We start from the raw sequence: 23,148 nt of genomic DNA on the forward strand, positions 1-23,148 counted from the left end.
TTGAAATGAAAAGTAAATTACTTCTTCCTAAGCCAGAAATAGATGAAGAAGATGATTATGAAGCAGAAAGAAAGAGAATGATTGAAAGACTGATTGAAAAGAATCGCATCAATGGTATCTTAGAAGCCTTTGAAGCCTCTTATGACTTGCGTCAGACAATGCATTCTAAAATACCTTCAGCTTTAGAAGAGTATCTTCCTAGTGGTGAAGAAACTATTCCTGAAGGAATGGAAGTATATGATCTCATCAAGGCGATGCAGAGAGTTATGCAAAGACGTGCTCTATTGCATCCTCTTGAATCTAAAATTGCACGTGTAGAAATATCTATTGATGAAAGAACAGAACAGATCAGAAGCTATTTCTTGCGTCACAAAGGTAAAACTGTTGATTTTGAAGACTTGTTTGATGAAGGAGACCGCTATTTTGCGATAGTGACATTCCTTTCTATTCTTGTCTTAGTAAAAAACAGTGAGTTATTGATTACTCAAAGTGGTAATTTTGAAAAGATTTATTTGAAAGGAACAGACTATGGACAATAATGAGTATTTATCAGTCATAGAAGGTATGCTTTATATCTATGGTGATGAAGGCATTACAATTAAAGATATTGCGGATACATTAGAAATCACTAAGAAGGAAGCTTACGAATTGATGGATGAATTACTCTCTCTTTATGCTTCTAAAACAATCAAGGGTGTAGATATATGTGATTTTGGTGGTACTTATAAGATGGTGACATTACCACAGCATGATGTCTATTATAAGAAGATGATGACTACAAGTGGTAGAAAGCTATCTAAGTCTGCCTTAGAAACATTGGCTATTGTGGCTTATTATCAGCCTGTTACTAGAATTCGTATTGAAGAAATACGTGGAGTAGGCTGTGAATCAATGATTCGTAAGCTTTTAGCACAAGCCCTTATTAAAGAAATAGGTCGTGATGATTCACCAGGTAAACCTGTCTTATATGGTGTGACTGATGAATTCATGGATGCTTTTAATTTAAAAAGCTTGGATGAATTACCAGAACTTAAAGAAATTGAATCTGAATTTGATGAAGAAGATATCTTCAACACAAAATATCAGGAAAAGGTAGAAGAAAAGCCAGAAACGAATTAGTTTCTGACTTTTTTATAGTTTACATTCTTTTAATAGTTTTAAACGACGTTTATAATATTCAATCTTTTCCTTAACCTGTTTCTTTACAGCCACGGAAGTTGATTCTGCAAGAGAAATGGTACCAAGCATGATCATCAGTGTCACGATTGGCATTCCAAATAAGAATAACTTAGAATGACTAATAAAGAAAAGGATTCCTAATACGACAATACTTATTAATGCATATCTTAATGTACGCATACCTAAGCAGTAGCTATATATTTCTGCTCTCACATTTTCGTAGGAATTCTCCAAGAAAGTAATAACCTCCTCACAGCTTTCTACATCAAGTGAAGCATCATCAATATTTGTTTCTATTTCAATGTGAAATGCCATAGTTTTACCTCCAATTCTCTACCATTATATCATTGAATTATAAAAAGAAAAGACATATACTTAAGAATGATTTTGTGTTATAGTGGGAAACACACATAAATGAGGAAAATACAGTGCATATTTTGGGACATTTTAAAACAATAACAAGACATAAGATATTAGTAGGAAAGCTATGCTTTAAAGTACACTTATATAAGCAAGGCTTATTACATGACTTATCTAAATATTCTCCTACTGAATTTATTACAGGTATTAAGTATTATAAGGGAACATATTCTCCTAATAGTGCTGAAAGAAATGAGAAAGGCTACTCAACAGCCTGGCTACATCATAAAGGCCGTAATAAGCATCATTGGGAATACTGGGTGGATTTTACAAGAAAGGGTCAGGTCCCTGCTAAAATGCCTTATAATTATGTGCTAGAGATGTTCTGTGATAGAGTTGCAGCAAGCAAGATTTATGAAGGAAAGAATTATACAGATGCCTTTCCTTTACAATATTATGAATCAGGACAATATTCATATATATTACATCCTGAAACACGTGCCTTACTTCGTTTTATGCTTGTCTATTTAAAGAATCATGGACTTGATGATACAATCAAGATGATTAATAGACATCATGATTATGATGAATATTTTGTTGAATTTAAGGACGATTTCGTGTAGATTATTTAATGGAAAAGAAAGGGTGGAATAATGGAAGAAAGATTACAAAAAGTGATTGCACAGAGTGGTTATACTTCACGTCGTAAGGCTGAAGAACTGATCCAGCAGGGTAAAGTGACAGTGAATGGTGAAGTTGTAACAGTACTTGGTACTAAGGTAACTAAGAAAGATACAATCTGTGTCAATGGAAAAGTTATTAATAAAGAAGATAAAGTATATTATTTATTCTATAAACCAGAAAAATGCGTATGTACTATGAGTGATGAACATGATCGTACATGTGTTGCTGATTATTTTGCAGATAGTAATGAAAGAGTTTATCCAGTAGGAAGACTTGACTATGATACAACAGGTGCTTTATTTATGACAAATGATGGTGAATTTGCGAACCTTATTATGCATCCATCTAGTCATTTAGAAAAAGTCTATGAAGTATCTGTTAAGGGATTACTTACTAAGGCTGAAAAGAACCAGCTAGAAAGAGGTATCTATCTAGAAGGTGTTAAAACATTACCTTGTGAAATTGCGATTACTGGAAATGATGAAGAACATGGGACAACTATGTTGATGATTCGTTTAGTAGAAGGTAAGAACAGACAGATCAAGAAGATGTTCGAAGAAGTAGGACATCCTGTAAAGCGTTTAAGAAGAATCATGATTGGGCCAATCGACTTAAAGGGATTAACTCCTGGTACTTATCGTCGTTTAAAACCACATGAAGTAAATGTATTACGTACAATGGCTTTAAAAAAGAAAAACGCAAACAAAAAATAAAAGAGGATGCCTAGCATCCTCTTGCTTTATTATTCAGCTTCAATTACGCCAACTGGGCAGCCATCGATAGCATCCTGAACAGCTGGATCTTCAGTTTCTTCAACGATTACTTTTGCTAATCCTTCGTCATCTAATTCGAAAACATCTGGGCAGATTCCTGCGCAAGCACCGCAACCTAAGCAGCCTTCATTAACTTTAACTTTCATTTACATATCCTCCTTATTTCATATACATCTATTATAACGGATTATGAGGTTTTTTGAAAGTTATTTTCTTAATTTTATAGGTATGCTATAATAGATACGATTAGGTGGTGAAATTTATGTCAGAACAGACAAGAATGTCTAAGTATAAGGATTTACGTGACAATATCGATGATGATGCTGGTTATGTGCCTCATGAAGAAGATGATGCTGATGATGATTTCTTATCATTTATACCAAAGTCAAATCATCGTGAAAGTCTAGAACCAAAGACATATGAAACACTCAAATATGAAAGCAACCCATTTGAATCATTGCATGAGAATCGTCTCAGTGCAACAAGAACACGTATGAATACACGTCTTGATATTTTGAATCAAATGAAAGAGGATGCTTCTTCACAGGATACTATCTGTGATTATCATACGTCTGAGTTAAGAAGAGGGCATGCAGTGAAGGGTGGTAGCCTGATGGACAAGCTGGCTGCTATGTCACCTGAAGAAGATGTTGAAGCTTTTAGAAAGTACAGCGAAGAAATACCACATCGTGAACCAGTAAAAACTGAACCAGTAGTGAGAAGTGCACCAAACTATGAAAAGAAACATGCACAAAAGAAAGCACCATTACCTGAAAAACAAGAAGATACAAAATTCATAAAGATTTTGAATGGTGCGATTGCATTACTTGTGATTGCGGTGATTGTATTTATTATCATGACTTTTCTGAATATTTAGGGGGATTTTAGAATGAAGAAAATTGCTATTGCGATTGATGGACCTGCAGCTGCAGGTAAGTCTACGATTGCTAAGAGAGTTGCAAATAATCTAGGTTATACCTATATTGATACAGGTGCAATGTATCGTTGTGTGGCATATTATGCACTTGTGAAGGGTGTTGATTTCCATGATGAAAATGCTGTCTGTCGTTTATTACCAGAAATTAAGATTAAATTAATGCCTGATAACACTGTCTATTTAAATGATCGTGATGTAACTACAGATATTCGTGTCAATGAAATTAGTGCAGGTGCATCTATTGTTTCTGCTTATTCTAAAGTAAGAACATATTTAGTAGCACAACAAAGAGAAATGGCCAAAGAAGGTGGCGTTATTCTTGATGGTAGAGATATTGGAACTGTTGTATTGCCAAATGCACAGCTAAAGATCTATCAGGTGGCATCTATTGAATGCCGTGCTTTACGTCGTCATAATGAAAATTTAAGTCGTGGATTGAATTCTGATCTTGATGAAATCAAGAAGGAAGTAGCGGCACGTGATGAAGCAGATATGACACGTGAGATTTCTCCATTAAAGAAAGCAGATGATGCAATTGAGATTGATACTTCAGATATGACTATTGATGAAGTTGTTGCACATATTATGAATTTAGTCGAAAAGAAGACTCAATAAGGAGGCGAAATATGAAAAAAGGTATTGTTGCGATTGTAGGTCGTGCAAATGTAGGAAAGTCTACATTATTTAACCGTATTATTGGTGAACGTGTTTCTATTGTAGAAGACGTACCAGGTGTTACAAGAGACCGTATTTATGCAAAAGCGAGCTGGCTTACAAAAGAATTTAGAATTATTGATACCGGTGGTATTGAATTAAAGAATGCTGATTTTACAGAACAGATTAAGACTCAGGCTGAGATTGCGATTGAAGAAGCAGATGTTATTATCTTTGTAGTTAATGGTCGTGAAGGTTTAACAAGTGAAGATAATTTTGTAGCAAGAATGCTTCAGAAATCAGGTAAACCTGTACTTTTAGCTGTTAATAAGATTGATGATGTGGCATTTAGAGATAACATTTATGATTTCTATAGTTTAGGTATTGGTGAACCAATTCCTGTATCAAGTGCTCATGGTATTGGTGTAGGGGATCTTCTTGATGAAGTTATTAGAGTGCTTCCAGATGAAGAAGATGAGTTTGAAGAAGATGAAATCAAGGTATCTATTATTGGTAGACCAAATGTTGGTAAATCTTCTCTTACAAATGCGATTTTAGGTGAAGATCGTGTTATTGTTTCTAATATTGAAGGAACAACAAGAGATGCGATTGATACAGCGTTTGAAAAAGATGGTTATAAGTATAGAATCATCGATACAGCAGGTATGCGTAAGAAGGGTAAAGTCTATGAGAATATTGAAAAATATTCTGTATTACGTGCTTTAAAGGCCGTAGAACAGAGTGATGTTATCCTTTGTGTTGTTGATGGCGAAAGAGGAATCATTGAACAAGATAAGCATGTTGCAGGGTATGCACATGAATTAGGTAAATCTGTTGTTTTAGTTGTTAATAAATGGGATGCTGTTACTAAAGATGAAAAGACAATGGCTAAGATGGAAAAGAGTTTAAGAGAACAGTTCAAATATCTTGACTATGCACGTATTGCTTTTGTCAGTGCTTTAAAGAAACAGCGTATTAATACATTATTTGATTTGATTGTAGAAGCTTATATGAATGCTCATAAACGTGTGACTACAAGTGTATTAAATGATGTTATTGTAGATGCTCAGGCAATGAATCCTACTACTACATTTGAAGGTGGAAGACTTAAGATTTATTATGCCAACCAGGTTGCAGTACAGCCACCGACATTTGTATTATTTGTTAATGATCCTAAGTTCATGCATTTCTCATATAAGCGTTATCTAGAAAACTGCTTAAGAGATCGTTTTGGATTTGAAGGGACTCCAATACATATTATTTGTAGAAAAAGAGACTAAACTGACCGAATAGGTCAGTTTTTTTGTGTGATGAAATCATCGGTATTAACTAAACATTTCCGGGCACTAGACTTGTAAGTTGAATATGACATATGTTGATATAATATATCACTTCTAATAATGAGAGTAATATGAGTGATTATAATACTTTTTAAAGATCCACTTATATTAAACATGGAGGATTAAAATATTAAAAAATCCTTCTTTTTTGTGTTATTTAATAAAGAGAATACTTTAAAATTTCATTTCACCCATTTGCTTGACTGGTAGAAATGTAAGTGCTACCATACCAAATATGTGAGTGATATCATTTCAATTGAATAGTTGATTGCGAGATTATGTGAAGGGACATATCTCATATAATGAATGGTTTTCTGGTATCTCTTTGAGAGAACGTTTTTTTTTTGCAGTAATCCTGCTCCTCAACTATTCTCGATTGCAATTATGGAGGAGGTTGTTTTATGGACAACAAAGAAAGCAAGGGTGGCTTAAATAAAAGTCTTAAGCTGATTTTCGTTTACACCGTTGCAACAGGTTCTATCTTTACATTTGTAAACTATTGGGACTCTGTATTCTATGGTTATTGTGGAAGCGGGACATTCCTTGCATTCGCACTTATGACTGTCGCTATTTTACCAATCGCACTTGTATATAGTGAATTGGCATCTATTTTCCACACTGGTGGTGGGGAATTAATCTACAATACTGTTGGTATCAACAAACATGTTGGATTCTTAGCTTCATGGCTGATCATGGCAGCTTGGATTTCAGTACCACCAGCCGTTGTTATGGCTATCATGACATGGATCAATAAGACATTAAATCTAGGTCTTGGTACATGGGGCATGGTAGGCTGTGCTGCAGTATTACTTGTTTTGTATTTCTTTATGAGTATTCAGAACGTTCAGTTCTTAGTAAAGGCTCAGGCAGGTATGCTTTTCTGTAATATTGCAGTTACTATCATTACTGGTTTCTTATTACTATTCTCAGGACATTGGCATTTATCTAACTTTGGAAATATCTTCCAGTCAACTCTAATCTCTGTCAATGGTATTCCTGGATGGATCATTGGTATGGCGTTATTGATTACACCATACTTTGGATTTGAAACAGTACCTCAGATGGTTGAAGAAGGGGACTTCCCAATCAAGAACTCTAAGAAAGCAATCTGTGGTTCAATTCTTACTTGTGGCTGCATCTATGTATTCTACTATTTCTGTGTTGCAGGATTAGATGGATTACAGGGCGTTCATACAACCCTTGCACAGGATGGTTTCTTAACTATTTTGACTATGCAGAAAGTATTAGGATGGACATTCTGGCCTATTATCGTTGGTATTCTTTCTTGCTTGCTTGGTATGGGGGCTTCATTACTTGGTTTCTGGATGTCAACAGTACGTATGTTATATTCAATGGCGAATAAGAACTTCTTACCAAAAGTTTTCGCAAAGGTAAACAAGAACCAGCAACCATTATTACCTAACATCTTCTTATTAGTATTATCATTAATATTTATCGTATTACAGAACTCATCTGACTTCATGAGTGCATTCTTTAACTTGATGAGTTTCGGATGTGCTTGTGCTTATGCGCTCACTATGATTTCAGCTATCTGTATTCATAGAAAACATCCTGATTGGGTAAGTGCAAATACTGTAAAGGGTGGAGATGCTTTCCGTTTTCTTGCAATGTTGATTGCAGTCACTATTGCATTCTTCTGTACACTTGGTCAGGGTATTGATTCTTGGGTCTGCTTTGGTGTATATCTTGGTGTTGGTATGTTATTGTGGCTCTGGATGGTTTGTGTTAACTGGAAGAAACATCCAGTAGAAATTGAAACACCTGATGGAGTTCAGAAGTTCTAACAATTAAATAGTATTTAAAATTAATGGCAAAGCAAATGATTGCTTGCATATATAAATTTAGTTTAGAAAAGGAGAACAATAAAATGGCTAAATTAGAAGGAAAAGTTGCTTTAATTACAGGTGCTGCAGTAGGACTTGGAGAAGGAATCTCAACTGCATATGCGAAATATGGGGCAAAACTAATCATGGTTGACTTATCACCAACTGTAGAAGATACTGCAGAAAGATTAAGAAAAGAATACGGTGCTGAAATCATCACTGTAGTAGCTAACGTAGCAGATCGTGCACAGATGGATGCAGCTGCTGCTAAGGGTGTTGAAAAGTTTGGTGAAATCAACGTTGCTTGCTGTAATGCTGGTGTTTGCCGCTTAGCGCCATTTGAAGAAATGACTGATGAAATGCGTGATTTCCATATTGATGTAAACATCAAGGGTGTATGGAATACATGTAAAGCAGTTGTTCCTTATATGTTAAAACAGGGTGGAGGTAGTATCGTTATCGCTTCTTCTGTAACTGGTGATATTGTAGCTGATGCTGGTGAAGCAGCTTACGCTACAACTAAGGCTGCATTAGTTGGTTTAACTAAGTGCTTAGCTGTAGAATATGCTAAACGTAATATCCGTGTTAACTGCTCACAGCTTGGCTATGCTAGAACTCCAATGGTTGAAAAGATGGCTGTTGAATCTAACCCAGAAAATCCAGAAGCAGCAATCAATGATATCGCAGCAAATGTTCCAATGGGACGTCTTGCTAGACCTATCGAAGTGGGTGAATTATTCGCATTCTTAGGAAGCGATGAATCTAGCTACTTAACAGGTGCTCAGATTGTTATTGATGGTGGTGCTACATTGCCAGAAACAATGTCTATCGGTACAAACTAATATCACAATACTTGCCACCTCTTTATAGAGGTGGTTTTTTGTATGCGCAAAAAAAGAGATGAACAAATGTTCATCTCTCGAGTATTGTGTTTTTTATCCTTCAATACCAGTTTCAGCTTTAACTAATTCAACAACTTCTTCCATTGTAGAAAGTTCAGTAGTTGCCTTTTCAGCTACTTTCTTAGATTCTTCATAAGATAATTCTCTGATACGTTTTCTCTGAGCAAGAATTGAAGTTGCAGACATTGAGAATTCGTCAAGTCCTAAACCAAGTAGTAATGGTGCAGCAAGAGCTTCGCCTGCCATTTCACCACACATTCCAGTCCATTTACCTTCTCTATGAGAAGCATCAATTGTGTTCTTAACTAATCTTAAGATTGATGGGTTGAATGGCTGATATAAGTAGTTGATTGTAGATGACATACGGTCAGCAGCGAAAGTGTACTGGATTAAGTCGTTTGTACCGATTGAGAAGAAATCTACAACCTTAGCGAACTGATCAGCAAGAACAGCAGCAGCTGGGATTTCAATCATGATACCAACTTCGATTGAATCAGAAACTTTAACACCTTCAGCTTCTAACTTAGCTTTTTCATCTAATAAGATTCCCTTAGCCTTCTTGAATTCGTCAACAGTTGCAATCATAGGGAACATGATCTTAAGATCACCATAAACTGAAGCACGAAGTAATGCTCTTAACTGAGTTCTGAATACTTCTTCTCTCTGGAAGCAAAGACGAATAGCACGAACACCTAAGAATGGGTTCATTTCTTCAGGAACTGGAAGAGCCTTTAACTTCTTATCTCCACCGATATCCATTGTTCTAACAACAACTGGACCATTTACGTTTTCAAGTACTGTCTTATAAGCTTCATACTGTGCATCTTCTGTTGGAAGTTCATCTGATTCCATATATAAGAATTCAGTTCTGAATAAACCAACACCTTCAGCACCATTCTGCTTAATAGCTTCGATATCATTTGGAGAACCGATGTTAGCTACTAATAATACTTTATGACCATCAGTAGATACTGATTCAGCAGTCTTTAATGTCTTAAGTTCTGCCTTATAGTCTTCATATTCTTTTCTCTTAGCTTCATAAGTAGTAACTGTTTCTCCATCAGGGTTAACAAATACATCACCTGTTAAACCATCAAGAACAACCATATCACCATCATTTACAGTTTCAGTAATAACGTTAGTTGCTACAACTGCTGGGATTTCCATAGATCTAGCTAGGATAGCAGAGTGAGAAGTTCTACCACCGATATCAGTGATGAAACCACGAACTAAGTTCTTATTTAACTGAGCTGTATCAGAAGGAGTTAAATCGTGAGCAATGATTACAACTTCTTCATCAATTAAAGCAGGGTTAGGTAAAGACTTACCTAATAAGTTAGCTTTTAAACGAGTAGTGACGTCTCTAACGTCAGCTGCTCTTTCTTTGAAATATGCATCATCCATAGATGAGAACATAGTAATGAATAAATTAGCTACATCTTCTAATGCTGCTTCAGCACATAACTTTTCACCAGTAATCTTAGCTTCAACCTGTGACTGAAGTTCTGGATCTTCAAGAATCTGAGCATGAGCATCAAATACTGCTGCTTCTTCTTCTGATAAATTTTTAGTAGCTGCTTCCTTAATTGCAGCGATTTCAACTTTTACTGCTGCAACGCCTTTGTTATATTTCGCAATTTCAGCTTCAGTGTCTTCAACTGTAGTACGTGTTACAGTTAAATCTGGCATATCTAATTTATATGCTTTCGCAATGGCATAACCACTAGATGCCGCAATACCTTTTACATTTGTCATTTTTGACCTACCTCCATATACTCCATATTTTACAATAAAAGGGTCATAAAATAAAGACAAGAAGTTCTTTCGAACACACTTTTTTAAGAAAAATGTAAAAAATTTGTACCTTTTGTTACTGCTTACATCAACTAATTTCATTATAAGACAATCAAGCTCTATATATTTCAAAATAAGTAAATAAAATTTCATGATATGAAAATATTGCTTTACAAATAGGAATAACAAGTATAATATAGAAGTGTAAACAGGAGGATAATAATATGAAAGTTATTGTTACTAAAGATTATGAAGAAGCAAGTCAGAAAGCAGCAGAAATCATGCTAGACGTTATCAAAAACAAACCAAACGCAAACCTTGGCCTAGCTACAGGTTCTACACCAATCCGTCTTTATGAATTAATGAGAGAAGACCATAAGACTAATGGAACAAGCTATAAAGATATCAAGTCATTCAACCTTGATGAATACTATGGTTTAGCACAGGATCATCCACAGAGCTATTACTATTTTATGTGCCATCAGTTATTCAATGAATTAGATATCGATAAGAATAATATCAATGTTCCTAAAGGTAAGGGTTCAATCGAAGAAGTATGTGATGAATACAATGCACTATTAGCTGAAAATCCAAGAGATATCCAGTTATTAGGAATAGGTTCTAACGGACATGTTGGTTTCAATGAACCAGGTACATCATTTGATTCAGTAACTCATTATATTGCATTAAAACAGAGCACAATTGAGGACAACGCTAAGTTATTCTTCAATGGTGATTTAAGTGCTGTTCCTACTCATGCAATCACTATGGGTATTTCTAATATCATGGAAGCTAAGAAGGTATTATTAATTGCAACTGGTGAAAGAAAAGCTGAAGCAGTTAAAGGCTTAGTTGAAGGACCAGTGACAGAAGAATTACCAGCTTCTATTCTTCAGAAACATGAAGATGCGATCATCATTGTTGATGAAGCAGCTGCATCATTATTATCTAAATAATTTCATGAGGCGCTTAGGCGCCTTTTTTGTGTTATAATTTTTTTGAGGTGATTTCATGAAAGCGATGAATAAAGAAAATCCAAAATATAATGACTGCATAAAAAGGGAGTCACAGTTATATGAAAGACAGGGTGATTTTAGAACACCTTTTATGAGAGACTATAATCGTATAATATTCACTACAGCTTATAGACGCTTAAAACATAAGACACAGGTCTTCTTTGCACCCGACAATGATCATATATGTACACGTGCAGAGCATGTGAATCTAGTTGAATCTATCAGCTATACAATCGCTTATCAATTAGGTCTTAATACTGAACTCACACGTGCTATTAGTGCAGGACATGATTTAGGACATGCACCTTTTGGTCATGGAGGAGAAAAGATTCTATCATCTTTGTCTATAAAATATGGCTTAGAGCCTTTCTGGCATGAAAAGAATAGTCTTCATCTTATAGATGATTTATGTTTATTAGAGGATGATCAACATATTGAACATAATCTTGATCTGACCTATGCAGTAAGAGATGGCATTATAGCCCATTGTGGCGAAGTGAATCAAAGAAGAATTAAACCTAGAGATGAAAAAATCGATTTAAAAGACTTTCAATCACCAGGACTCTATCAGCCCTATACTCTTGAAGGTTGTGTGGTAAAAATCAGTGATAAGATTGCTTATCTTGCGCGTGATATAGAAGATGCATGGAACCTGCATATACTTAAGGAAAAAGATATGAAGGCTTTGATAGAAGAAATCAATACTGTTGTACCAGATTTATTTAAGGCAATTAATAATGGTACAGTAGTTAATTATTTTATTCAGGATGTGATTCATAATAGTACAGATGAATATATTGGTTTATCTGATGAAGCCTTTGAAATCATGAAGATCTTCATGAAGTTCAATTATCAAAATATCTATGAAATAAAGAAGGTTAAGATTCATACAAAGTATGTCCAGTTGATTCTAGAGAGTCTCTTTTCTTTTTTATATGAGTATGGACAACATGATGATTTTGTTTTAGACTTAAAAAAAGATGCAGAACGTTATCCACTTATTATTAATCATTATATTAAATGGCTGACACGCTATAGTACTTTATTTCAGAATGAACGTTATCAAAATCATATTGTATATGACTTTGAGAATGATTCACATGCTTTAGAAAAGAGTATTATTGATTATTTATCAGGGATGACTGACCATTTTATTATTGATGCATTTGATGAATTACTTGCATATAGATAGGGGGAGTTATGTATGCCAATTAATATTCCAGATGATTTACCAGCATATAAAGTTTTAACAGCTGAAAACATCTTCGTGATGAACCAGACTCGTGCAACGACACAGCGTATTAGACCTTTAAAGATTTTAATTGTGAATATCATGCCTTTAAAGATTACAACAGAAACACAATTATTAAGATTATTATCTAACACACCATTACAGCTAGAAGTAGAACTTATTCATATGTCCACTCATGATTCTAAGAATGTCCCTAAGGAACATTTATTGACATTCTATAAAACATTTAAGGATATCAAAGAGAATTCTTATGATGGTATGATTATTACAGGTGCTCCTGTAGAACAGATGCCTTTTGAAGAAGTAGACTATTGGAATGAACTGAGTGAAATCTTTGAATGGGCAAAGACACATGTCTTTAGTTCTTTCTTTATCTGCTGGGCTTCACAGGCTGCTTTACATTATTACTATGACATTGATAAGTACTTATTGAAACATAAATTAACTGGTGTATATCGTCATCATACTAACCAAAGAAAGATGAGAAGAAAGATTTTAAGAGGTTTTGATTATCAGTTCTATGCACCACATTCACGTTATACAACTGTATTAAAAGAAGACATCTCAAGTAATCCAAATCTTGATATACTTGCAGAAAGTGATGATGCCGGTGTCTATTTAGTGGCTTCTAAGGATGGCTCTCAGTTCTTTGTGACAGGACATCCTGAATATGATCCAGACACATTAGATAAAGAATATAAGCGTGATAAAGAGAAACCAGATGTCATTGCTGAACTACCGAAAAATTATTATCTTGATGATGATCCATCTCAGGAAATACAAGTAAAATGGCGTTCACATGCCTATCTATTATTCTCTAACTGGTTGAACTATTATGTTTACCAGGAAACACCATATGATCTAAGTGATCTTCATGAACGTAAGAAATAAGCCATCTATATAGGTGGCTTTTTATGTTAGGAGGTGAGTGTATGATATTTATACCATTAATTATATTGTTGATCTTATATTTCATGTATTGTTTACTCATGCATTATGAATCACGTACCTTGTGGAGTGGTGTGGGGTTCTTTGGCCTTTCACTTATGACTATTATCACAGCTTTTTTCTATGCGTTCTACTATTCTGAAACATTAACTCATTATCCACTTATTATGGATATAGGGGTTCTATTAGTTGCTGTTGCAGTACTTGTTATCCTATTTTTTCCACTTGCAACTATTATTATGTTCTTTGTAGAAGGAATTAAAGTTATTAAACATGAAGGATTGAAATTGACTAATCTTCTTTCTTTAGGATTTGCGATAGGGTTATTTGTTTTTCCATTTGTAGGACCGATATTTGTAAAATCATTTAATAAAATAATGACATCTCTTTATGCTATTATTTCATTTTCGGTATTCTATTTCTTATCCGTTCTTGCAAGTTATTGCCTTTCTGCTTTTTTAAATACATTCCATATATTTAAAAAAAGAAAACTGGATTATATAATAGTATTAGGTGCTGGAATCAAAGGGGAACAGGTGACTCCATTACTCGCAAGTAGAATTGATAAGGGAATAGAAATCTTAAAAAAGAATCCAAAAGCTTTGATTATCATGTCTGGAGGACAAGGCAGGGGAGAAGAACTTCCTGAAGGAGAAGCCATGGCACGCTATGCCATCAACAAAGGAATTGATGAGAGTAAGATACTTATTGAAAACAAGTCTACAAATACAAAAGAAAACCTCTTATTCTCATCAAAACTCATGACTAAAGAATCTCCACGAGTCGGCCTTGTTACAACATCTTATCATGTTTTCAGAGCCTTGATACTTGCGAAAGATTTAGGAATTAGATGTATTGGCTTTGGTTCAGTCACTAAATGGTATTTTACACTAAATGCTTTAATTAGAGAATTCATAGGTTACTTAAGCATGACATGGAAGAAGCATAGTATGGTGATTATTCTCTACAGTATATTTGTTATTATTTTTTCGATTGTGAGGTAAATAATCATGGGTGGTCTTAGTGTATTCTTTTTAATGGGTATATTATCTACATTATTTTTAGTATTTGTTTCTCTTTTCGTAGGCATACTATGCACGTATATAGTAGGTTATCTTTTTGAAGGGTTCCTTGTCTCTTCATTATTAGATAATAAAAACTATCGTGGCTGGATTCCTTTCTATAATAAATATTTACTGGGAAATATTACAGGAGATCATGTGCTTGGTATTATATCTTCTATTTGTGCTTTGCCTGTACTAATCATTGGTTATGTGTTATTTGTGATGATTGAATTAAACTATCTTTTATTTGCTGTATTTTTAGTTATATTAATTGTTGGTTTTATTACAGATCATATTATTGCCTATCACTTCTTATCTAAAAGATGTAAATATGCATCATGGCTTATTGTATTAAGTGTTTTCTCATGTGGATTCCTTCGTCCTATTATCTTGTTGCTGACTAAAGATTATAATCATGTAAGTAAATCTTAATATTTTTGTAAGGAATTTGAGATGTTTCTTTTCAACATTTCACGATATAACTATTGTGAGGTGAAAAGAAATGCGATTATTCAAGAAATGTCTCTTGGTTTTGGGGATTTTGTTACTTATACTAGCAGGTTATGTTATTTTTCGTTCAGATACTTTTGTAGAAGATGCTTCTGTTAATCATGGATGGAACCTTATGCTTGTTAATCATACAAGTAAAATACCAGATAACTATAAAGTGATTCTTACAAAGTTGAATAATGGGAAAGAAGTAGATTCACGTATTGTACCTGAACTATCACAAATGTTTAGAGATGCAAGAAAAGATGATATTTATATGCAGGTGAATGAAGGATACCGATCATCTCATTCACAACAGAAAATCTTAGATAATCGTACGAATTATTATAAGAATAAAGGCTTATTTACGATTCTTGCAAGAAGATATGCATTAAATTATGTATCAGCCCCAGGTACAAGTGAACATCAATTAGGGCTTGCAGTGGACATAGTAGGAGATAACCGTTATACAACCAATCAGTCTGCTTATAGATGGTTAGAAAGAAATGCATATAAATATGGTTTTGTGAAACGTTATCCTAAGAATAAAACATCTATCACACATATTAAACATGAACCATGGCATTATCGCTATGTAGGTAAAAAAGCGTCTTTAAAAATGTACAAGAATAATTTGTGTTTAGAAGAGTATGTGGAGAGTCTTTAAATAGACTCTTTTTTGTTTGTGGTATACACTAATATCTGGAGGTATTTTTATGGATTATATTAAATTACTTGTTGAAGATATTCATTCTGTCACAATGGCGACTATTAATAGTGAAGGAAAACCAATCACTAGAATCATCGACTTAATGTTGTATGATAAAGAAGGGATTTACTTCTTAACTGCAAGAGGTAAAAGTTTCTATCAGGAACTGATGAATCAAGAGTATATTTCCTTAACAGGACTTAAAGGAAAGGTTTCTTTTAGTTTAAGTGGTAAAGTAAAAAATATTGGTTCAAATAAGCTTGATGAGATCTTCTTGAAGAATACTTATATGCAGTCTATTTATCCAGGAGATACAAGAAAGGCATTGGATGTTTTTTGTTTATATGAAGCATCAGGTGAATATTTTGATATCAGTGATCCAGCACATATCAAAAGAGCACCTATTACTATTAACAGTAAAGAGCATGGTGCTTTTTATACAATTACTGACCGCTGTATTCATTGCGGCAAGTGTGGGACTATTTGTCCTCAACATTGTATTCATAATGAAATTATCAACACGTCACAGTGTTTACACTGTGGTGCCTGTTTAGAGATATGTCCAGTACAGGCAATCGTGTTTAAAGTTGTAAAGAAACGTCGTAAGGAAGACGTCTGTCTTATGAATATGTGTATGATTGAAGACAATGAAGGACATGTATTAATTCAGAATAAAGTGAATGACTCATACACAGGCATTACTTTCCCTGGTGGTCATGTAGAAAAAGAAGAAGTTTTCAAAGATGCTATGATAAGAGAAGTGAAAGAAGAAACAGGCCTAATAATTAAGGATCCGTATTTATGTGGTCTATATCATTGGTATAAGCATTCTATTCATAATATTATTCTTATCTATAAAACAAATAATTATGAAGGTATTCTCCATTCAAGTGATGAAGGGGAGGTATATTGGATCAATAAAGAAGACTTCCTCAAACAGCCTCTCGCAACAGGTATGGAGTATGTATGGGATATTGTTCATAAGCAACATCAAGAATGTATTATGTCTAATATGGGAGAACATAAAAGAGGAGATTTATTCTAAATAATAACTTTTGATAATTTTCATACTGTGTAAATCATTTTCATTTGATGAAAATAAATCATAATGATTTTTATTATGTATATAATACAGGAAGAAAAGATGAACGGAGGTAAAGAAAATGAGTTTTCCAAAAGGATTTTTATGGGGTGGCGCTGTTGCTGCCAATCAGTGTGAAGGTGCTTATTTAGAAGATGGTAAAGGTTTATCAGTACCAGATATGTTACTTGGCGGAGACGTAAATACTCCAAGAACATTCTTACCAAAAACTGATAAGACTGCTTTCTATCCAAGCCATGAAGCAATTGATTTCTATCATCATTATGCTGAAGATATCGCTTTATTTGCAGAAATGGGATGGAATGTATTCAGATTATCAATCAACTGGGGTAGAATCTTCCCTAATGGTGATGATGAAACACCTAATGAAGAAGGTTTAGCTTTCTATGACAAGGTATTTGATGAATGTAAGAAACACAATATTGAACCTTTAGTTACATTATGTCATTATGAAATTCCTTGGAATATCGTTACTAAGTATAATGGTTTCTCTGATAGAAGAGTTATTGATATGTTCGTTAAGTATGCCACTACTTGTATGAAACGTTATAAGAATAAGGTTAAATACTGGTTAACATTCAACGAAATCAATATCGCATGTATGGGCGAAGGTGGATTAGGAGACCTTTATGGTTTAGGTATCATGGATCCAGAAGATGTTAACTCTGATGAACGTATTCCACTAAACAAATTAAAATCTAACCCTCAGAAAACATTTGAAGCATTACATAATCAGTTTGTTGCAAGTGCATTAGTTGTGACAGAGGGTCATAAGATCAATCCTGATTTCATGATTGGTAACATGATTGCTCATACAACTTTATATCCATTAACACCAAATCCAAAAGATATTCTTGCAGCGTTTAATGAAGATAATTTCAAGAATAACTTCTGTGGTGATGTACAGGTACGTGGTGAATATCCAACATATATGTTCAGATATTTCAAAGAACATGGAATTGATACATCATTTATTACTGAAGAAGATAAGAAGATCATCAAAGAAGGTGTAATTGACTTCTATACATTCTCTTACTATATGTCTAACTGTGTAACAGTAGATGAAAATGCTGAAAAGACAAATGGTAACCTTGCAACAGGTGCTAAGAATCCTTACTTAAAGGCTTCTGACTGGGGATGGCAGATTGACCCTGATGGATTAAGATATACATTAAATATCCTACATGATCGTTATCCACATACACCATTAATGGTTGTAGAAAATGGTTTTGGTGCATTTGATAAGGTAGAAGAAGATGGTTCTATACATGATACTTATAGAATTGATTACTTCAGAGATCATATTAAAGCAATGGATGAAGCTATCGAGGATGGTGTACCACTTATTGGTTATACAACTTGGGGACCAATCGACTTAGTATCTGCAGGTACTGGACAGTATGCAAAACGTTATGGTTTCATCTATGTAGATAGACATGATGATGGAACTGGAGACTTCTCAAGAAGCAAGAAGGATTCATTCTTCTGGTATAAGAAAGTCTGCGAATCTAACGGTGAAGATTTAGCATAATAAAAGTGTAGCTCATTAAAACGAGCTACACTTTTTCTTATTCATCAAAGATATTTACAATTTCGCCATCAAGAATACGATTCATATTCTTAACAGCACAGAAGTTACCACACATAGAACATGTATCTTCTTTTTCAGGTGCGGCTTCTTCACGATAACGTCTTGCTTTTTCTGGATCAATAGAATACTTGAATGTTTCTTCCCAGTCCAGCTTCTTTCTTGCGCAAGCCATCTTATTATCTAATTCCATAGCACCAGGAATGCCTTTCGCAATATCTGCAGCATGTGCCGCAATCTTAGATGCGATAATACCTTCTTTTACATCTTCTAAGTTTGGTAAGCGAAGATGTTCAGCAGGAGTCACATAGCATAGGAATGATGCACCATAAGTTGCTGCAATAGCACCACCGATGGCAGCAGTAATATGATCATAACCAGGTGCAATATCAGTCACAAGAGGGCCTAATACGTAGAATGGTGCACCTTTACAGATTGTCTTCTGGATTTCCATATTAGCCGCAATCTGATTTAAAGGCATATGTCCAGGACCTTCAATCATCACCTGTACATCTTTATCCCATGCACGCTGTGTTAATTCTCCTAAAGTCACTAATTCACCAATCTGTGCCACATCAGTTGCATCAGCAAGACATCCAGCACGACAGGCATCACCTAAACTCATAGTAATATCATATTCACGACAGATATCTAAGACTTCATCATAATGTTCATAGAATGGATTTTCTTCTCCAGTCATAGCCATCCAGGCAAACATAATAGAACCACCACGAGAAACAATATTCATTAAACGCTTATTATTCTTAAAACGTTCATACATAGCTCTATTGATTCCACAATGAATAGTCATGAAATCCACGCCATCTTCTGCATGCATTCTCACAATATCCAACCATTCCTTAGCAGTAATATCCTTTAATGCTTTATGATAATATACAACAGCATCATAAATAGGAACTGTACCAATGATTGCAGGACATTCTTTAGTTAGTCTCTTTCTAAAAGTACGTGTATCACCATAAGAACTTAAGTCCATGATGGATTCAGCTCCCATCTTAACTGCATTATTCACTTTTTCAATTTCTACATCCATGTCCTTACAGTCTCTAGAAATACCTAAGTTGACATTGATCTTAGTCTTCAACATTGAACCAATACCACTTGGATCAATAGAAGTATGATTCTTATTACATGGAATAATTGCATGTCCTTTCGCAATATGCTCACGTAATACTTCTACATCCATAGATTCTTTTGCAGCTACAATTTCCATTTCAGGTGTAATGATTCCCTGTCTTGCAGCATCCATTTGTGTTGTGTAACTCATACATTTCCTCCTTTTAAACAATAAAAAAAGGTATACCTGAGCATGTATACCTAAAAAAAACAAAATTCCTACGCCGGCATTATCCGTATCAGGTTTATGTGGGTCGAAATCCGATCGTATTTCTTCTCAGCCGTCGCGTCAGCTCCCCTTTTTTTATTTGGTTGATAGTGGTATATTACATCTTATACAAATAAAATGCAACGCTTTCATTGAAAAAATGTTACAAAATTATTGTGAAATTTTGAACGAATAATGTAAAGATGAAACATATTTACGAGAGTTTGCTTTCTATTTTTGAAAATTATAGAAATCACTTTCATTTCTATTTATAATTATTACAAAGAGAAAAGGAGATAAGACAATGTTTAGAGACGACTTTTTATGGGGTGGCGCTGTTGCTGCTCATCAGTGTGAAGGTGCCTGGCAGGAAGGCGGAAAAGGAATCAGCTGTACAGATGTAGAAACAGCGGGAGATAACGTAACAGGAGCACCTAGACGTTTAACAGATGGTGTTCTTCCTGGAGAAGATTATCCAAACCATGTAGGTGTAGACTTCTATCATCATTATAAGGAAGATATCGCATTACTTGCTGAAATGGGATTTAAGGCATTTAGAACTTCTATTGCCTGGACAAGAATCTTCCCAAGAGGAGATGAAGAAACACCTAATGAAGAAGGCTTAAAATTCTATGATGATGTATTTGATGAATTATTAAAATATGGTATTGAACCAGTCATCACATTATCACATTTTGAAATGCCTTGGGCACTTGCAAAGGAATATGGAGGATTTACTAATCGTAAAGCCATTGATATGTTTGTGAAGTTCGCAAAGGTATGTTTTGAAAGATATCAGCATAAAGTAAAATATTGGATGACTTTCAATGAAATCAATAACCAGGCTGATGTAACTCAGCATAACCTTATTCAGGAAGGAGCTGTATTATTAAAAGAAGGGGATGATGCAGAATATCTTATGTATATATCTGCTCATCATGAACTTTTGGCATCTGCACTTGCAGTTAAGGCGGCTCATGAAATCAATCCTGATTTAATGGTTGGTTGTATGATTGGTATGAATGGTGTATATCCAGCTTCTCCAAAACCAGAAGATATGATGAATGCATTAGGTGCTATGCATCAGAAATATTGGTTTACTGATGTTCATGCAAGAGGACATTATCCAAGTCATATCTTAAAGAAGTTTGAAAGAAAAGGATATGATTTCATTACTGAAGAAGATAAGAAGATCTTAAGCGAAGGTAAAGTAGATTATATTGGATTCTCTTATTATATGTCATTTGCAACTAAATATCAGGGACGCAATGAAAAGACATTTGATTACTCTGGTGAAGACTTTGTAAGAAATGAATACTTAAAAGCTTCTGACTGGGGTTGGCAGATTGATCCATTAGGATTAAGATGGTGCTTGAACTGGTTCAATGACCGTTATGAACTTCCAATGATGATTGTAGAAAACGGTTTTGGTGCTTATGATAAGAAAGAAGCTGATGGTACTGTAGATGATCAGTATCGTATTGATTACTTAAAAGCACATATTGAAGCTATGAGAGATGCAGTGACTTATGATGGTGTTGACTTATTAGGTTATACTATGTGGTCTCCATTTGATATCGTATCTGCTTCTACTGGTGAATATGATAAACGTTATGGTTTTATCTATGTTAACTATAATAATAACCATGAAGGTGACTTCTCTAGAAGCAAGAAGAAATCATTTGACTGGTATAAACATGTTATTGAAACAAACGGTGAAGAATTATAAATCTCTTGGGATGGCATAGCCATCCCTTTTTAGCAGTCATATTTGACAAGTGCTAAATAAAGATTATAATTATCAACAGGTGATAAAGATGCGTAACTATGTATTTGATTTTACTCATTGTTATAGTAAGGGGAATGCACAATTGACTTATTATGATTGTAGTGACATTGAAGGAACACGTTTATTCTGTGATCAAGAAGCAGAGAAACAATTGAAAGAGATGATAAAAGAAAATGGTATTTCTGGTATTCATTTCATTGATTCTGGTGATTATCATTACATTACTAAACTGATGATTGACTTTATTCAAGAACCTTTTGATCTTGTATTAATAGATCATCATACAGATATGCAGTCTTCTGTTGTAGGAGATATGCTCAGCTGTGGGAATTGGGCTCAAAAAGCTTTACATCATCCATTCCTTCATCGCTTATATTTGATAGGTCCAAGTAAGCATGACTTAACATTGGTGGATACAAATAAGGTCTTAAGTATCAGCATCGAGGAATTAGAAAAAGGCTATTCTATTCCACTTGAGACCAAGTATCCTGTTTATATTTCTATAGATAAAGACGTTCTAGATGAACGTTATGCTATGACGAACTGGAATCAAGGAGAGATGTCACTTAGCAAGCTGGAGGATGTTTTGGCCTATTTTCTTAAAAACTGTGAGGTAATAGGTATTGATATATGTGGTGATGATCCAGATATTGATGATTACCCTAGCTATATCAAAGCGGAAAGAATCAACACCATCTCTGACGAAGCACTTTATCAAACGGCTATGAAAATACTAAAAAGGAGAAAAAAATGAGAAAAGATTTTGGGGCACGTGCACTTACTTATCCACAGCCAGTTTATATGATTGGAAGCTTTGATAAGAATGATCATCCTGATTTAATGAATGCAGCGTGGGGTGGTATTAGCGATACAATGGAAATTTCATTAAGTCTTTCTAGTGGACATAAAACAGTTCAGAATATCTTAAAGACACAGGCTTTTACTGTCAGTATTGCTGATGAAGATCATGTTGTGGCTTGTGATTATGTAGGTGTTGTATCCGGACATAAAGAACCTAACAAGTTAGAAAAAGCAGGCTTTACTTATACACCTTCTAGTAAAGTACATGCACCTATTATTAATGAATTATCTATCTGTCTAGAATGTCGTCTTAAGGAGTATGATCTAGAAACAGAAATCATGAAAGGTGAAATCGTGAATGTATCTGTTGATGAACGTGTTCTAGATGAAACAGGAAGAGTGGATGTTTCAAAAGTAAAGCCTATTACCTTTGATCCATTCAATAATCAATATGTTGGTCTAGGCAAAGTTGTTGGACATGCCTTTAAAGATGGACTTAAACTAAAATAAGGACTCACATGAGCAATGGTATTAAGTTAAGCGACTAAATACCAAAAACCTCTTTGATTTTAAAATCA

General features: G+C 34.4%; 24 protein-coding genes and 1 riboswitch. Of the genes, 20 read left to right on the forward strand and 4 right to left on the reverse strand.

Going from position 1 to position 23,148, the window contains the following annotated elements; all coding sequences use genetic code 11:
* Together QZQ55_RS04865 and scpB are read left to right on the forward strand one after the other, a co-directional pair.
* Positions 1–539, forward strand: a 539-nt coding sequence (locus tag QZQ55_RS04865; RefSeq protein WP_295090577.1) for a segregation/condensation protein A, incomplete at its 5' end; no start/stop codon positions are given.
* Positions 529–1,119, forward strand: a complete 591-nt coding sequence (scpB, locus tag QZQ55_RS04870) for an SMC-Scp complex subunit ScpB (protein WP_295090580.1) — start codon at positions 529–531, stop codon at positions 1,117–1,119. The genes QZQ55_RS04865 and scpB, both read left to right, overlap by 11 nt.
* A 12-nt stretch (positions 1,120–1,131) precedes the next feature.
* On the opposite strand, the gene QZQ55_RS04875 is transcribed toward scpB, so the two are convergent.
* Positions 1,132–1,494, reverse strand: coding sequence for a hypothetical protein (locus QZQ55_RS04875; protein ID WP_295090583.1), 363 nt, complete (start codon positions 1,492–1,494; stop codon positions 1,132–1,134).
* A 113-nt stretch (positions 1,495–1,607) separates the two neighbouring features.
* On the opposite strand from QZQ55_RS04875, the gene QZQ55_RS04880 reads away from it, so the two are divergent.
* Both QZQ55_RS04880 and QZQ55_RS04885 read left to right on the forward strand, forming a co-directional pair.
* A complete protein-coding gene (locus tag QZQ55_RS04880) occupies positions 1,608–2,162 on the forward strand; it encodes a DUF5662 family protein (protein ID WP_295090586.1) in 555 nt (184 codons plus the stop codon).
* 30 nt (positions 2,163–2,192) lie between these two features.
* Complete coding sequence (locus QZQ55_RS04885; protein ID WP_295090589.1) at positions 2,193–2,936, forward strand: pseudouridine synthase; 744 nt, start codon at positions 2,193–2,195, stop codon at positions 2,934–2,936.
* 29 nt (positions 2,937–2,965) lie between these two features.
* Here QZQ55_RS04885 and QZQ55_RS04890 read toward each other — a convergent pair whose 3' ends face one another.
* Positions 2,966–3,142, reverse strand: coding sequence for a ferredoxin (locus QZQ55_RS04890; protein ID WP_055233576.1), 177 nt, complete (start codon positions 3,140–3,142; stop codon positions 2,966–2,968).
* Between the two features lie 116 nt (positions 3,143–3,258).
* Here QZQ55_RS04890 and QZQ55_RS04895 point away from each other — a divergent pair, with 116 nt between their 5' ends.
* The 5 genes from QZQ55_RS04895 to ucpA all read left to right on the forward strand — a co-directional run bounded on the left by QZQ55_RS04895 (position 3,259) and on the right by ucpA (position 8,613).
* Positions 3,259–3,873, forward strand: coding sequence for a hypothetical protein (locus tag QZQ55_RS04895; protein ID WP_295090592.1), 615 nt, complete (start codon positions 3,259–3,261; stop codon positions 3,871–3,873).
* 12 nt (positions 3,874–3,885) lie between these two features.
* A complete protein-coding gene (cmk, locus tag QZQ55_RS04900; protein WP_295090595.1) occupies positions 3,886–4,548 on the forward strand; it encodes a (d)CMP kinase in 663 nt (220 codons plus the stop codon).
* Positions 4,549–4,559: 11 nt separating this feature from the next.
* Positions 4,560–5,867 (forward strand): ribosome biogenesis GTPase Der, encoded by a 1,308-nt coding sequence (der, locus tag QZQ55_RS04905; protein ID WP_295090598.1) that lies wholly within the window; start codon positions 4,560–4,562, stop codon positions 5,865–5,867.
* Between the two features lie 461 nt (positions 5,868–6,328).
* Positions 6,329–7,732 (forward strand): APC family permease, encoded by a 1,404-nt coding sequence (locus QZQ55_RS04910; protein WP_295090601.1) that lies wholly within the window; start codon positions 6,329–6,331, stop codon positions 7,730–7,732.
* Between the two features lie 83 nt (positions 7,733–7,815).
* Complete coding sequence (gene ucpA, locus QZQ55_RS04915) at positions 7,816–8,613, forward strand: SDR family oxidoreductase UcpA (RefSeq protein WP_295090604.1); 798 nt, start codon at positions 7,816–7,818, stop codon at positions 8,611–8,613.
* Between the two features lie 93 nt (positions 8,614–8,706).
* Here the strand turns inward: ucpA and ptsP are convergent, their stop codons facing one another.
* On the reverse strand, positions 8,707–10,428 hold the full coding sequence (ptsP, locus tag QZQ55_RS04920; protein ID WP_295090607.1) for a phosphoenolpyruvate--protein phosphotransferase: 1,722 nt from the start codon (positions 10,426–10,428) through the stop codon (positions 8,707–8,709).
* A 263-nt stretch (positions 10,429–10,691) separates the two neighbouring features.
* On the opposite strand from ptsP, the gene nagB reads away from it, so the two are divergent.
* The 8 genes from nagB (at position 10,692) to QZQ55_RS04960 (ending at position 18,578) form a co-directional block, all read left to right on the forward strand.
* Positions 10,692–11,423 carry a glucosamine-6-phosphate deaminase gene (gene nagB / locus QZQ55_RS04925; protein WP_295090610.1) on the forward strand — a complete coding sequence of 244 codons (732 nt, stop codon included), beginning with the start codon at positions 10,692–10,694 and terminating at the stop codon, positions 11,421–11,423.
* A 55-nt stretch (positions 11,424–11,478) separates the two neighbouring features.
* Positions 11,479–12,675 carry a deoxyguanosinetriphosphate triphosphohydrolase family protein gene (locus tag QZQ55_RS04930; protein ID WP_295090613.1) on the forward strand — a complete coding sequence of 399 codons (1,197 nt, stop codon included), beginning with the start codon at positions 11,479–11,481 and terminating at the stop codon, positions 12,673–12,675.
* 12 nt (positions 12,676–12,687) lie between these two features.
* Positions 12,688–13,626 (forward strand): homoserine O-succinyltransferase, encoded by a 939-nt coding sequence (metA, locus tag QZQ55_RS04935; RefSeq protein WP_295090616.1) that lies wholly within the window; start codon positions 12,688–12,690, stop codon positions 13,624–13,626.
* A 41-nt stretch (positions 13,627–13,667) separates the two neighbouring features.
* A complete protein-coding gene (locus QZQ55_RS04940) occupies positions 13,668–14,687 on the forward strand; it encodes a YdcF family protein (RefSeq protein ID WP_295090619.1) in 1,020 nt (339 codons plus the stop codon).
* 6 nt (positions 14,688–14,693) lie between these two features.
* Entirely contained in the window at positions 14,694–15,179 is a 486-nt protein-coding gene (locus QZQ55_RS04945) for a hypothetical protein (protein WP_295090622.1), read from the forward strand.
* A 109-nt stretch (positions 15,180–15,288) separates the two neighbouring features.
* Positions 15,289–15,903, forward strand: a complete 615-nt coding sequence (locus QZQ55_RS04950) for a D-alanyl-D-alanine carboxypeptidase family protein (RefSeq protein WP_295090625.1) — start codon at positions 15,289–15,291, stop codon at positions 15,901–15,903.
* Between the two features lie 49 nt (positions 15,904–15,952).
* Complete coding sequence (locus tag QZQ55_RS04955; RefSeq protein WP_295090628.1) at positions 15,953–16,990, forward strand: NUDIX domain-containing protein; 1,038 nt, start codon at positions 15,953–15,955, stop codon at positions 16,988–16,990.
* Positions 16,991–17,108: 118 nt separating this feature from the next.
* Positions 17,109–18,578 (forward strand): glycoside hydrolase family 1 protein, encoded by a 1,470-nt coding sequence (locus tag QZQ55_RS04960; protein WP_295090631.1) that lies wholly within the window; start codon positions 17,109–17,111, stop codon positions 18,576–18,578.
* Between the two features lie 37 nt (positions 18,579–18,615).
* Here the strand turns inward: QZQ55_RS04960 and thiC are convergent, their stop codons facing one another.
* Complete coding sequence (gene thiC, locus QZQ55_RS04965; RefSeq protein ID WP_295090634.1) at positions 18,616–19,923, reverse strand: phosphomethylpyrimidine synthase ThiC; 1,308 nt, start codon at positions 19,921–19,923, stop codon at positions 18,616–18,618.
* A gap of 48 nt (positions 19,924–19,971) precedes the next feature.
* Positions 19,972–20,082, reverse strand: a riboswitch (TPP riboswitch).
* A gap of 202 nt (positions 20,083–20,284) precedes the next feature.
* Between thiC and QZQ55_RS04970 the strand changes: the two genes are divergently transcribed.
* The 3 genes from QZQ55_RS04970 (at position 20,285) to QZQ55_RS04980 (ending at position 23,080) form a co-directional block, all read left to right on the forward strand.
* A complete protein-coding gene (locus tag QZQ55_RS04970; RefSeq protein WP_295090637.1) occupies positions 20,285–21,709 on the forward strand; it encodes a 6-phospho-beta-glucosidase in 1,425 nt (474 codons plus the stop codon).
* 88 nt (positions 21,710–21,797) lie between these two features.
* Entirely contained in the window at positions 21,798–22,523 is a 726-nt protein-coding gene (locus QZQ55_RS04975) for an arginase family protein (protein WP_295090640.1), read from the forward strand.
* A complete protein-coding gene (locus QZQ55_RS04980; protein ID WP_295090643.1) occupies positions 22,520–23,080 on the forward strand; it encodes a flavin reductase family protein in 561 nt (186 codons plus the stop codon). The genes QZQ55_RS04975 and QZQ55_RS04980 overlap by 4 nt, the downstream gene beginning before the upstream one ends.
* Positions 23,081–23,148 lie beyond the last annotated feature (68 nt).

Source organism: uncultured Catenibacterium sp. (assembly GCF_900540665.1).
GTDB lineage: Bacteria > Bacillota_I > Bacilli_A > Erysipelotrichales > Coprobacillaceae > Catenibacterium.

Excerpts from the sequence above, each read along its gene's own strand:
- QZQ55_RS04940 (WP_295090619.1), top strand. The coding sequence starts at position 13,668 with ATGATATTTATACCATTAATTATATTGTTGATCTTATATTTCATGTAT.
- QZQ55_RS04960 (WP_295090631.1), top strand. The coding sequence starts at position 17,109 with ATGAGTTTTCCAAAAGGATTTTTATGGGGTGGCGCTGTTGCTGCCAAT.
- QZQ55_RS04980 (WP_295090643.1), top strand. The coding sequence starts at position 22,520 with ATGAGAAAAGATTTTGGGGCACGTGCACTTACTTATCCACAGCCAGTT.
- ptsP (WP_295090607.1), bottom strand. The coding sequence starts at position 10,428 with ATGACAAATGTAAAAGGTATTGCGGCATCTAGTGGTTATGCCATTGCG.
- QZQ55_RS04910 (WP_295090601.1), top strand. The coding sequence starts at position 6,329 with ATGGACAACAAAGAAAGCAAGGGTGGCTTAAATAAAAGTCTTAAGCTG.
- QZQ55_RS04895 (WP_295090592.1), top strand. The coding sequence starts at position 3,259 with ATGTCAGAACAGACAAGAATGTCTAAGTATAAGGATTTACGTGACAAT.
- QZQ55_RS04930 (WP_295090613.1), top strand. The coding sequence starts at position 11,479 with ATGAAAGCGATGAATAAAGAAAATCCAAAATATAATGACTGCATAAAA.
- thiC (WP_295090634.1), bottom strand. The coding sequence starts at position 19,923 with ATGAGTTACACAACACAAATGGATGCTGCAAGACAGGGAATCATTACA.
- scpB (WP_295090580.1), top strand. The coding sequence starts at position 529 with ATGGACAATAATGAGTATTTATCAGTCATAGAAGGTATGCTTTATATC.
- QZQ55_RS04955 (WP_295090628.1), top strand. The coding sequence starts at position 15,953 with ATGGATTATATTAAATTACTTGTTGAAGATATTCATTCTGTCACAATG.
- QZQ55_RS04890 (WP_055233576.1), bottom strand. The coding sequence starts at position 3,142 with ATGAAAGTTAAAGTTAATGAAGGCTGCTTAGGTTGCGGTGCTTGCGCA.
- der (WP_295090598.1), top strand. The coding sequence starts at position 4,560 with ATGAAAAAAGGTATTGTTGCGATTGTAGGTCGTGCAAATGTAGGAAAG.
- nagB (WP_295090610.1), top strand. The coding sequence starts at position 10,692 with ATGAAAGTTATTGTTACTAAAGATTATGAAGAAGCAAGTCAGAAAGCA.
- QZQ55_RS04970 (WP_295090637.1), top strand. The coding sequence starts at position 20,285 with ATGTTTAGAGACGACTTTTTATGGGGTGGCGCTGTTGCTGCTCATCAG.
- QZQ55_RS04885 (WP_295090589.1), top strand. The coding sequence starts at position 2,193 with ATGGAAGAAAGATTACAAAAAGTGATTGCACAGAGTGGTTATACTTCA.
- QZQ55_RS04875 (WP_295090583.1), bottom strand. The coding sequence starts at position 1,494 with ATGGCATTTCACATTGAAATAGAAACAAATATTGATGATGCTTCACTT.
- ucpA (WP_295090604.1), top strand. The coding sequence starts at position 7,816 with ATGGCTAAATTAGAAGGAAAAGTTGCTTTAATTACAGGTGCTGCAGTA.
- QZQ55_RS04975 (WP_295090640.1), top strand. The coding sequence starts at position 21,798 with ATGCGTAACTATGTATTTGATTTTACTCATTGTTATAGTAAGGGGAAT.
- QZQ55_RS04945 (WP_295090622.1), top strand. The coding sequence starts at position 14,694 with ATGGGTGGTCTTAGTGTATTCTTTTTAATGGGTATATTATCTACATTA.
- metA (WP_295090616.1), top strand. The coding sequence starts at position 12,688 with ATGCCAATTAATATTCCAGATGATTTACCAGCATATAAAGTTTTAACA.
- cmk (WP_295090595.1), top strand. The coding sequence starts at position 3,886 with ATGAAGAAAATTGCTATTGCGATTGATGGACCTGCAGCTGCAGGTAAG.